General features: G+C 58.0%; 7 protein-coding genes and 1 pseudogene. 3 read left to right on the top strand and 5 right to left on the bottom strand.

The annotated features are described in order from the left end of the window. The first annotated feature begins 277 nt into the window (after positions 1–277). Positions 278–682: a pantoate--beta-alanine ligase gene (locus M727_RS38430; protein ID WP_084646996.1), complete on the top strand. Its 405-nt coding sequence runs from the start codon at positions 278–280 to the stop codon at positions 680–682. A 219-nt stretch (positions 683–901) separates the two neighbouring features. On the opposite strand, the gene M727_RS0131755 is transcribed toward M727_RS38430, so the two are convergent. From M727_RS0131755 to M727_RS0131745, 3 genes are all read right to left on the bottom strand, one after another. Continuing rightward, positions 902–1,510, bottom strand: coding sequence for a tetratricopeptide repeat protein (locus tag M727_RS0131755; RefSeq protein ID WP_245269091.1), 609 nt, complete (start codon positions 1,508–1,510; stop codon positions 902–904). Next, a complete protein-coding gene (gene sctV / locus M727_RS0131750; protein ID WP_027155925.1) occupies positions 1,494–3,560 on the bottom strand; it encodes a type III secretion system export apparatus subunit SctV in 2,067 nt (688 codons plus the stop codon). Before sctV ends, M727_RS0131755 begins: the two co-directional genes overlap by 17 nt. A 239-nt stretch (positions 3,561–3,799) precedes the next feature. Next, on the bottom strand, positions 3,800–4,690 hold the full coding sequence (locus tag M727_RS0131745) for a hypothetical protein (RefSeq protein ID WP_027155924.1): 891 nt from the start codon (positions 4,688–4,690) through the stop codon (positions 3,800–3,802). A 2,247-nt stretch (positions 4,691–6,937) separates the two neighbouring features. Between M727_RS0131745 and M727_RS0131725 the strand changes: the two genes are divergently transcribed. Then, positions 6,938–8,860: a hypothetical protein gene (locus tag M727_RS0131725; RefSeq protein WP_245269089.1), complete on the top strand. Its 1,923-nt coding sequence runs from the start codon at positions 6,938–6,940 to the stop codon at positions 8,858–8,860. Between the two features lie 788 nt (positions 8,861–9,648). On the opposite strand, the gene M727_RS43915 is transcribed toward M727_RS0131725, so the two are convergent. Then, positions 9,649–9,852, bottom strand: a complete 204-nt coding sequence (locus M727_RS43915) for a hypothetical protein (RefSeq protein WP_280944200.1) — start codon at positions 9,850–9,852, stop codon at positions 9,649–9,651. A 26-nt stretch (positions 9,853–9,878) separates the two neighbouring features. Then, a pseudogene (locus M727_RS0131710) lies at positions 9,879–10,073 on the bottom strand (sulfotransferase); the annotation flags it as partial. A 207-nt stretch (positions 10,074–10,280) separates the two neighbouring features. Here M727_RS0131710 and M727_RS40990 point away from each other — a divergent pair. Continuing rightward, positions 10,281–10,425, top strand: a 145-nt coding sequence (locus tag M727_RS40990) for a phage integrase N-terminal SAM-like domain-containing protein (RefSeq protein ID WP_198032736.1), incomplete at its 3' end; no start/stop codon positions are given.

Raw genomic sequence — 10,425 nt, 5'->3', positions numbered from 1 at the left:
ATGCTGGTGGCAATCGCGCTAGCGAACAAGATGGCGCGTGGCATCTGGGCCATGCTGACGAAACAAGAGAATTACCGGAATCCGGCGATGGTGCGGGCATGATCATTCAGCAGCACACCTGAAGCCGGTACGTCGGAGATGTGAGGAAGGCAAGAACCGCATGGGCAAATGATCGATCAGATCGGGGTCAGGAAAACCAGTGCTTGAACGAGAGCCTCATGAGCTCGCCAAGCAGATTTGGACCTGATCCGCGCATCACCATACCGGCCCGCGGCATGTGAAATGGCCGCACCCGAAAGGCCTGACACAAGTCCGCACTCGATCACGCGTTCAAAGGTTCAAATCTTCCTTGCAAAACGGCTGGCATCCACACAAGTTCAACAGTGCCGCCGACCTCGCAGCCTATCCGCGCACCGAAAATGAAGATGCTGCAAAGCTCGCTCCGCTGGGTGCGCATATGCTTTATGTGCCGGATGCGGCGCAGATTTATCCCGAAGGCTTTGCCTCGACCGTTTCGGTGTCCGGCCTCAGCGAGGGCCTGTGCGGTGCCTTCCGGCCCGGCCATTTCGATGGGTGGCGACCATGGTCGCCAAACTCTTTCTGCAGACCGGTGCCGATCTCGCCTTTTTTTGGAGAGAAGGACTTTCAGCAGCTTCAACTTATCAGGCGCATGGTTAAGTGATGCAGCCTGTAGAGGTTTACAGCTATCGGGACGGAAGGATCACAATATCGCCTGATGACAGCATCGGGCCGCAAATGGCAAGCGGGATGTGGCAAAACGGGGGGCGAGTCCCTCACCACGGTCCAGTGCTTGCACAACGCCAGTCTTCAGACAAACCCAGCAGGCCGGCGACCGCTACGATGCGCCGCGCATGCCCTGTGCACAGCTATCGCGATCGTGTCAACGTCCTCGGTCGGACTTCCCAGCAATGGCACGCGACAGATTGAAATTGTGGCGCACCATCTCATTCCCTGGCTCTGTTTCGAGAGCTTGCCGATACAGCGCCTGTGCCGCGTTATGCCGCCCCTCAATGTCCAAGATTACTCCCTTCGCGTTCAGTGCACGCAAATTCCCCGGCGCTGCAACTAAGACGCTGTCGACGACCTGAAGCGCCTCATGCGCGCGATTCTGCGCCACCAAGGCGTTCGTAAGACGGATCGCCGCATCGATATTGTCCGGGTGCTGCTTCAGCTCATCCCGTAAAGCCCGCTCTTCAGCATCCTGACCGACTGCGCGCAGTATGCGTTCGCGCATAGCCGGATCGATTTGATTGGCATTGAGCAACTCTGGGGACGACGTCTCCTTCACTGAAAGAGCGGACTTGTCCGTAGCGCAACCGCCGAGAAGCAGGATGGCAAGTACAGCGTAAAGAAGTGAGTAACGGCGAAATGGCATTAACGTTGGTACTATGTTCTCGTTTGGCTTCATATTTTGTTCCCAATGATCATGGAGGTGATACGACATCAGTCGTTGGCAAGGCGAATATTGCGTTTTACTCCAGCGCTCCACTGTCAACTCCTGTCGGGAGTTTGATGGATCCGGCGGGTTGAATTGTAAAGTCGGAGGCGAGGTCTTGATAAGACAGCACGGCAAGATCGATCCCGTGTCGGGTGAGGAAACCACGGACGAAGCGTCGCACATCCATTGAAGTTAAAACGATAGGGCGGGTCTGACCCGGCGTCGTGTTGGCAAGGGTCTGACGCATCTGTAGCAGCAGCGCTTCGCTTTGCCGATCCTCTAGTACGAGATAAGGGCCTGCAGCCGAATCTCGAACCGCATTGCGCATCACGTCCTCACTCTCACGTTCGATGATCAGGGCGAGCACGATGCCCTCTGTGTTGGCATAACGGTGACAGATCTGCCGCTTCAAACCTGAGCGAACATATTCCGTGAGCAGGGCGACGTTTTGCTCACGTTCGCTCCATTCGGCCAAAACCTCCAAGAGGAGGCGGGTATGGCGGATCGGGATATCTTCATCCAGGAGGCGGCGCAGCACATCGGCAATCCGAGGGATTGGCGTCGTGCGCAGCACCTCTTTGACCAGATCAGAATATTCCTGCTCCATTCGGCTTAGCAATTGGCGGGTCTCTTGGATGCCGATCAAACGCGGCGCGTAGCGGGTCAACGTTGCACGAACGCGCAACGCGAGGGCTTCGCTGGGACCGTAATGCTCGATGCCAGCGCCCTTGAGAGCTGGTGCACGGCTTTGTTCGGCCAAGATTCTGTCCGTTTTTGGATCACGCCGAAAGGGGATACCGCTCGATTCAATGTTGGTCTCGTCGTCTTTGAGCGTTGGCTGGCTCAGATCGATCACATCCTGTTCGACTGGCACCCCCTCGACATCTATCCGGAATTGCGACTCGGGCAGCTGCTGGTCGACCGAGACTGGGATCTGGGGTACAACAATGCCTAGATCGGCTGAGACCAGTTGAGAAACGCGGGCAATGTGCTGCTGCAATTCGACTTGCTCAATAGCGTGCATCAGGCCTGGTGCAAGGAAGAAAGCGATCGGAGAATCCTGCGCGGGCGCGGCTTGCTTTTGGCTCTCTACTGCAGCTGCACTCGTCCCGTCGACATCGGCGGCGCCAAGCACATCACCCTTGACAATGCTTATCCCGGCAAAGACTGCGGCCAACATCAGAAAGACGGGCATAGGGAAGCCAGGAACAAACCCCATCAAAAGCAAGACGCAAGCTGCCAGCCGCAATGCTCGCGTACTGGCCGTGAGCTGATTGACTATTTCGGTACCAAGGTTGACCCTCGCCGCCCCAGTCACACGAGTGACGATGGTCGCCGCTGTAATTGAGAGCAGCAGAGCCGGAATCTGCGATATCAACGCATCGCCTATCGTGAGCAGCGTATAGTGATGCACCACCTCGCCGAAGGACATGCCCTTCGAGAGCAAGCCGATCGAAATTCCACCCACCATGTTGATGAAGATAACCACCAGTCCGGCGATGGAATCGCCCTTCACAAATTTCATCGCACCATCCATCGCGCCGTAGAGTTGGCTCTCCTTCTCCAATGCAGCGCGCCGCCTGCGAGATTCGTCGGCATCGATGTGGCCGTTACGCAGTTCTGCGTCGACCGCCATTTGCTTACCCGGCAGAGCGTCGAGCGTGAACCGCGCCGCCACTTCTGCTACGCGCTCGGCGCCCTTCGCGAGGACCATGAATTGCACCATGGTGACGATCAGAAAGATGACAAAGCCCACCACGATATTGCCCGAGATCACGAAATCGCCGAACGTGTGGATGATGCTGCCTGCGTCCCCCTCGGCCAGGATCAGTCGCGTCGTTGCGACCGTGAGCGCCAGGCGGAATACCGTGGAAAGCAAAATGACGCCGGGCAAAGAGGAAAGATCTAGTGGGGTACTGACATAGAGGGCAACCATCATCAGCAGGATGGCCAGTCCCATATTGAATCCTATCAGCGCGTCGACCACCACGACCGGGATAGGAAAAATCATCATAGCGATAGCGAGAAGCAGGATCAACGCGACCATTAAGTCCGGGTTGGCCGGGGCACGCTTGATGAAGTTACGCAGGACGTTGACCATCGAGGCCCCTTTACGATCGCCTGAGAATTATTCTGCTGCTACGCAGTGAAACGTAGATTTCGAAGTCCGAGGGCGCCTCGTCCACATGGGCGGCCCGTCAGCGGCAGGCTGTGCATGTATAGACAGGTGCGAAAATGGCTGGTCAGCAACTGTTTAAGTCTGTCGCAGGTTTTGTTAGTACCGAGCGCGGCAGAATGGTTTCCTGACCACCGCATTTTTGCGTAATAGGGCCTGCGGATCTAATACGGGAGGGCGGCAACGCGGCCATTGCGGCTCAGCAGCACACGACCGTCATCGATCCGATCGACCATCCATCCATCATCCAGAACGGCGCCGACAAAATACTTCTCGCCGTCGATGACAAGATACGGTTGGGGACCATGCCAAACAGCTTCAACGGCCAATCCAGATGGCGCCCTTTCCTCTTTGAGCAGCACTCCATTGACCAGCGTTAGAGTGCCCTTGGTGCGATGATCGAACCACTGCTGAAGCTTCTGCCAACTGGTGACCGATTCAGACGTGACGGTGCCCTCTGCGGTCACAGCGCCCATTGCGGAGCCGACCTTAATATTGGGAAGGCCCGCTCTATCGACTTCCTCCTGCAGCTCTTTGGCCGCTGCCTTCGCAATCTGGTCGTTGGCGGGATGACTGGTCAGTTTGGACTCATGTTCGGCACTGGATGAATTGGGGCTCGATGCACCACCGTCCCCGTTATAGGAGAAAATGGCTGATGCCGTGCCCATCCCTAGAGAGCTGACTATGATCATGGCGAGCAGACGGAGCGAGAGGCGTGGTATGCCGACCGAACGAGTTGGCGCAGCATCCCGCACTGACCAGAGAATGGACATCTCGCCTACGAGAACGACGACAGGAAGGGACGCCACAACGCACTCGCCCGGGGCGATATTCCGCTTATCCTCGATGCTGAGTCCGGCTGCAAGCGCCTCGACCTCGATCGAGTTGCCAAGAAGAGTTATACGAAGATGATGCGGTGCCAGTCCTTGCTCGACGAAGACGATATCAGCATCGAAGCCGCTGCCAATTAGGCTGGTTTCGAGAGCAGTCTTACCGGTCAGTCCGCAATAGAGCCCCGAAAGCACTTCGAAATGGAGGGAATCGGCCTGGTCCACGGAGGATCTCTCAATCAATGATAAAAGCCGCACGGCAATTGCCATGCGGCTCATTTCGGTACGCGTCGCCATCAGCGTGACGCGGCGAGGCAACTTAGGGCCCCGCTTCCGAAATTTACTGAACGCGTTCGTCAGCGGCTTTCTTGATGGTCGTGAGCTGGGTCGTAACAGTACGCAGCTCTATACTTCTAGCCGTCGCCTCTGCCCCAACGTTTTTTAGCTCCTGGATTTGCAACTGGAAAGCAGCAGCCCCAGCGGCTTGGTCAACCGCGTTTTTACCCATCGAACCCGCAGCACTAGCGAAAGAACCAGCAGCACCTACATTCATGTTATTTCCTTTCGTTATATTGCGCCGTCACCACGGCACACACCTCCTCACGCCGGACTATCCAGCGTCAGGCATCCTCTTCAGTGTCTGCCATAGCCTCTTCAGCATCAGCCATGGCATCGTTGAAAACAGTTAGCGCAACGGAGCGGATAACTTCTTCGAAGGCTTCAGTCATATCTTGCGAGCCATCCCCAGAAATGGTGGGACCTTCAACCCGATCATTCCGGCCAACAGGCCTGTTTTGACCATCACTCCCGCCAACAGGCCTATTATGACCAGAATGGTCCGTGGATGGTTGGTGCGGTTGGCCGCTCGCATCTCCATGCCCCCTACGGGCCAAGGAAACACCGAAGTTGCCAATTCCACTCCCAATTGCTGCGACCATCAGGTACTCCTGCATCCGTTTCCATTGGCGGCGACGCCTAGAAAATCAAGCTATGAGCGGGAGCTTTCGAGAACCTGACGACTCTGGACAAAAAGCGGGCTACCGGAAAATAACAATCGCGCAGGGTTCGGCTCCTGCAAAGTGGTAAATGTGGGCACTGCGCTTCTGCCACGGGGATCGGGTCTGCCAGGAGCCCGACTTTTTCCAGCGTAGCGCCAAGTCCGAGGCTTGCTTGCTACGATACAACTCTATGGAGCCGCCACGCGGAGTTTCCAAGCTTTCCCACACGTGGCGGGCTGAGGGCGCGGGAGCCGAGCCCTGCGGTGGCCGAAGCGTTTTCAGATACCGACCTGCGCCAGACCAGGGTCGACAGCGCAACTGCACTTCCGGCGACATCATGACGGCATCTGACAAGTCAGCTGATGGCCAGCGATGACTTGATCGCAGCATCACGGGCTCGGTGACTTCGCGTTAGCCGCTGGACGCGGGAGCGCATCACCTCACCCGGGTCACATCGCCAAGTTCCGGCCTCGGCCCGGACGAACAGGAACGGACCTCGGTTCAATTTGACAATGCGGCCGCTCTTCCCTGGCCGGACCGAAGAGCTCAGGCTCGCCGCCGATCCAGCGAGATCCAAGGGCGTTGCTCCGTGAGCGGATCGGGCGTGAATTCAAGCCGATCAGCGGTTAGAAAACCGCAGAGGCAGCCCGTGTCAGAACGGGCGACGTCTGTCCGGTTCCAAAGCTCTGCATGCCCTCGATGAGTGATAGCGCCTCCGCAAGCCAGACGATCTGATCCGGCGCATTCGCAGCCCGGTGGGGCCTAGGTTGTTTTCATCAAGGGCACGATTGAGCCAGGTCGGATTTCGCGCGTCCAGGAGAACTCTCCGTCAGCTAATCGTCAGCCTACCGATCTATCTAGACCTGCCGTGCCTAAGCGGCCCGATGGCAACGGAAAGATGACGGTGCAAATCCTGGTATACCGATTGGTGGCCCGCCCGATGCGCACTACACGCACATTTGGTGAGCTGGCGAGGCGCGATTGTACAGCCTTGGTACACGAGGGCTCAGCGACATCAGCCCCAACAGCATACACAACACATTCTCGCCTTTAACGGAGACGGAATATGACGGGCATTGACCGATCTGGGAGATCGCGGGCTGAAAAGCGAGTCGGCAGGGCGGGGGAGGCGAGCAGTTCGCGCTCGCAGTCAAGTCTTGCGCCTGGGGAAGGCGGCCAGTCGTTCGATGCCGTCGTGGAGCAGATGCGCTCTGTGGCGATAGATAGAAGGCCGCCCGCCGTTCTAATGCAGCGTGGTGTCGACGATGCCCCACGCGACCGGCCGTCCGGTCCCTCCGTTGGCATCCACCGAAGCCTCGACATTGCACGGCATGCAGCCGCCGCGCCACGTGCAGCCAGTCCGCGGCGGCGCAGTGTTCCGTCGACATTGGAGGGTGAAGCCCTGGCGCCGGCCGCCAGCCAGCCCCCAACTTCGGGTGTGACGGTCCCGATTTCCGTGTCACCACAGGCACGAATGGACGAGCTCTTTGGGGAACTGGTCGCTTGCCGTAAAGCAGCGGTGCAGACCCCCGATGAGCCAGAACCGATGGACCGTGTCGTCGTTGCAGGCTCAGCAGTTCTGGAGCATTACGCGAGCCTGAGCCTGTCGCCGGCTTTGGCGGGGAGCATTATGCCCGACTGGAGGGTGCGGCAATGCTGCGACGTCGTGCTTGTTGCGGTGGACAACTACTACAAACTGACAACACCGACTCTCGACAAGTTGGAAGCGTACGTAACCGATTCGGTAAAAATGGTCAGGAGGCTTAAATCCCGGGCCAGCCCCGACCAGGTGACCAAAATGTATCTCAGCGCGGCGAAGGCGCAGGTTGCCTGCATAAACTGGTGGGAAAAAAGGATATGGGGCTGCAAACAGCAGTGCTTCGCCTCCGCCACCAAAGCCAGCTTACCAAATGCAACGGCCGAGATGCGGCAGGAAGATCAGATCCTGATGCGCCGGACGACCGGCGAGCTGATGTTTGCACGGTTCGCGCTGGGATTGTCACGGATCGATTCCGCGCACGTCAAAATTGAGTCGCAGGTGGGCACGTTCGAACCAGCCGTGAGGGAAATCCTCCTGTTTAAGAACGGGCGGCTGCCTCTGCTGGATACCTTCGTGGACGACGTTGCTCCGGCATTCGAGTCGGCAGTACCTGCTGTCAGGGACAGCACGGGACGCCCACTCGACGCAGATCATTGCGCCGTTTTGGAGGGCGTCGTGAAGCGGCTTTCGGAATTTGAATGGGCGTTACGGGACGTGCGCGCAAACCTGAGCGATCACCCAACAAGCGGCGGCCTCCCACTAGAACTGTTGGACAGGATCGTGGAGGACGCGTCGATCACTGCGGACCATGTTGTGCGCCTACTGGAACTGCAGCCGAACTGGCCGGCCATCGTTGAACTGCCGGCGGACACGGGCGCTGGACCGGCCGCAGCGCCTAGGAAAGGGAAGGGGAAAGGCAAGCGCAAGCAGGGCGCTCGCGCTAGCACCTCGGTCGCCGACGCTAGCAATTCGGCAGCCGGCCGACAGTCGCCGCAAATCGCTGCGGATGTCAAAAACCCGGCGCCGGTAGCCAAGGTGCTCGTACGCACGAATCTAGGTACGAAGAAGCTCTTGAGTGCAGAGGAGGCGCAGAAGAGTGCAAAGGAGGCGGCAGCGCGCTTGGCGACCTGGCACGCCCCAGCCTCGAAGGAGGTGCTGACACCACGATTCGCACGCTTGACCGAACTCCTGCAGTTCGATCTGGCTGGTCTGCAAAGGGAAGTCTCGCAAGCGCGCAAGATGAGCCCCGAGGACGCCGAACACATCGTCGACTCTGTGGTCGAGCGTCTTCAGACCCAAGCCGCCGAGATGGAGGCCTGTTTGGCAGCGTTTAAGGAGCCTCGTCTGCGCCTCCTGCTTTCGGGTGCGCAAATAACTAAATTGCACGAAGACACAGAACAGCTAAACAAAATGTTGAGCCAGACGCGGGGACAGGTGAAGGCTTTGAACGAGCAAAAGGCCGCTATTGCGACCGATTGCATGAAGACCTACGCACTTCCGTCGCAGAAGTACCTTGAGCAATTGCGGACGGCCGGGGAGCTGATCCCACCGGATCAGCCGTCCGCGTTGCGTGGCGAGCCGGGCCATCTGTTTGAGATCAGGCTCCAGCACAAGGCGCTGGGCAATGGTGCAATGCCGAGTCCGATGTGGGTCCACATTCATACGAAACGGCCGGTATATGCGCGGGAGTTGGCAACGCTGGACGCCGCCGAGTTCGCCGCTTGCCACGTCAAGTCCAATCAACAGCGTGGTCACAATCGGCAGTGGCAGGAGGCCCATGCTGCGACTCACGAAAGCGTCGCCATCCACCGAGGCAAGCTCACCCACGCGTTCTGTAAGTCTTTGTTGGCCACTTAATGGCCATCCACGTCCATCTGGTTGCCGAGGCGGCAGCTTCGACGCAGGCTGTTCGCCAAGGCCGCTCTTTAGGCATCTCGCGAGCGTGTCGCTTGTGGTGCCCATGAGTTGCGGTGCCGATGAATATTAAGCAAATTGAAGGAATGTCCGTCTTGAGCCAAAACGGTAAATGCTGAGGCGGTGCACGAGTTGCCGGCCACGCAACTCAACTACCGCAAGAGGCCGAGCGGAGCTGCCACGTATCTGAGGTTAGACGTGAGAGCGCTCTCCGCCGTCGTCCGGCTCGCTCCGAAATCAATCCGGAAGATCGTCCGCGAAGAGGCGGTGTCCCGTCCCGAATACGATTCGCTTGCCTGCTGCAGCCACAATGCGCTTCATGCCGCAGTTCATCTTCCGGGCGAGCGGGGCTGCATTGCTGCGGCCCTGCTGGCGCGGGGGCAGGGTGCTGGAGCCAAGCAATCGCACCGGAGTGATTTCTACGGCGACGAATCGAACCAATCGCCGAGAATCCAAAACAATACTCGGTTTTGAATCCCTTAAAAGACCGGGGCGCACGGCAACGGTTGCAAAGTCCGGCGCCCGTTGATCACATGAAGTCATCCTCGAACGAGTATCTAGGTGAACTTGGTGAGCTCTCGACATCACTGCTCTCGCTACCCTCAGTTTTGCAGAGGTAGCGCGGCGGTTTGTCTGCACGCTGCCATTCACCGGCACTGTTCTTCGTCCACTTTTCGGGATGTCGGGTAGGGTCAAGGACCATGTCGCCATCACCTACCTCAACAAACCCATCATCGCAGCGCGGACTTGCGCTTCTGGATTAGCGGCGCGCAATTCAGCAATGGCAGTTCGCCGTCCATCCGAAGTTGATGCTCCAGCAGTACATCGCCTGCGTTCTCGACGAGCGGATGAGCCACCTGAAAATCAACTATGGAGGTGATCTCAGTTCGACCAGGAAATTGATGGCGCCAATTTGCGGATTCGAACTCAGTCATGCTGAAGCCGCCTTCCGTTCTCATCAGTAGCGCAAGTAGGCAAGCTCAAGAAGCGCGCGATCGCTGCCTGCCAAGCGATCTTTATCGAACCAATTTGTATCGTAGGTGTTGAGCAACTCACCGTTGCTCAACACATTCGGATGCTCGTTCAGCAATTCTTCCAGGTAGTGCGTGCCCGTCCTTGGCATCGCAAGGATCACAAATGGGCCAGGCGACGGCATGGGATGGCTCCGCCAACCCCCGAGAATTTTTCAGGCTAGACTAGAGCGGGATGAATTGAGGCTGAATCGAAATAGGATTCCCTAAGGCGAGCAAATCTGATTGAACTAAACCGCTGCCGCGGTAGCTGATGCGCCGGTCTGGCCTGAGGAGGTCCCTGTCTGAGAAGATTTGGTGTCGAGCCAACTTTCCAGACAGGAGAACCCCAGATGGCCCAGATAAGCCCTCTGCGTCAGCGGATGATTGAAGACCTGACGATCCGCAATTTGTCACCGGAGACCCAGCGATCCTACGTGCATCACGTGGCGAAGTTCAGTCGATTTTTTGGACGATCACCCGATCAACTGGGATACG

Origin of the sequence: Mesorhizobium sp. WSM2561 (assembly GCF_000513915.1) — a bacterium.
GTDB classification, from domain to species: Bacteria; Pseudomonadota; Alphaproteobacteria; order Rhizobiales; family Rhizobiaceae; genus Mesorhizobium; species Mesorhizobium muleiense.
Note: the sequence above shows the minus strand (reverse complement) of the source record. Positions and strands in the feature narration are given on the sequence as shown.

Bases quoted from the DNA above. Each gene is read 5' to 3' on its own strand.
- sctV (WP_027155925.1), bottom strand. From the start codon at position 3,560: ATGGTCAACGTCCTGCGTAACTTCATCAAGCGTGCCCCGGCCAACCCG.
- M727_RS0131725 (WP_245269089.1), top strand. From the start codon at position 6,938: ATGGACGAGCTCTTTGGGGAACTGGTCGCTTGCCGTAAAGCAGCGGTG.
- M727_RS43915 (WP_280944200.1), bottom strand. From the start codon at position 9,852: ATGACTGAGTTCGAATCCGCAAATTGGCGCCATCAATTTCCTGGTCGA.